Consider the following 550-nt stretch of genomic DNA (forward strand, 5'->3'; position numbering starts at 1 on the left):
GTTTTTCCTCTACATAAAATACGTCTTTATCCTTGTCAATTTCCAATCTGTAGTAATTGTCAAGTCTTGAAATTTTTGGGTATTTATTTGCCATCTGGATGCTCCTTTTCTCACTTCTCAATCAAGAAATCTATATAGTGTCTTGCTTTCTTTAAGTCTTCAAGACCATTTTTGAATTTGTATCTGTGAATGTATTTGATTACATTGCCTTCCACAAAACCGATATTGTTTTCCATAATGAATTCAATCGGTTGAATTTTCGTTTGGTAGTGTGCCCCACCGATTTGTGTGTTTTTTACTGGTTCTGCCATTATATTCATCCTTTATTTTCAAGATATTCAAGAGTTGTCTGGTGACTGACGCAACTTTGACTATATGCCTCACTAATTTCAAATAATGTAAAATTTCTGCCAAAGAAAGAATTGAGTTCCGATAATGCCTTCACACTTTCTTTTGGTTTAAGACCTTTGCATATTGGTCTTGCCATAGTATGGAATACTTTTGTTTTAAATTGTTTTTCATCTAACTCATTAACATTTTTGCCAAGTCG

At 32.9% G+C, this 550-nt stretch carries 2 protein-coding genes; both read right to left on the reverse strand.

What is annotated here, in order from left to right; translation table 11 throughout:
• Positions 1-110: 110 nt before the first annotated feature.
• Positions 111-311: a DUF3310 domain-containing protein gene (locus tag N1032_RS27265; protein ID WP_259543833.1), complete on the reverse strand. Its 201-nt coding sequence runs from the start codon at positions 309-311 to the stop codon at positions 111-113.
• Positions 312-316: 5 nt separating this feature from the next.
• Positions 317-550 (reverse strand): hypothetical protein (locus N1032_RS27270; protein WP_259543834.1); only part of this gene is annotated, 234 nt, incomplete at its 5' end.

This window comes from Herbiconiux daphne (assembly GCF_024979295.1).
GTDB classification, from domain to species: domain Bacteria; phylum Actinomycetota; class Actinomycetes; order Actinomycetales; family Microbacteriaceae; genus Herbiconiux; species Herbiconiux daphnes.

Coding starts and splice junctions, on each gene's coding strand:
- N1032_RS27265 (WP_259543833.1), bottom strand. CDS start 311: ATGGCAGAACCAGTAAAAAACACACAAATCGGTGGGGCACACTACCAA.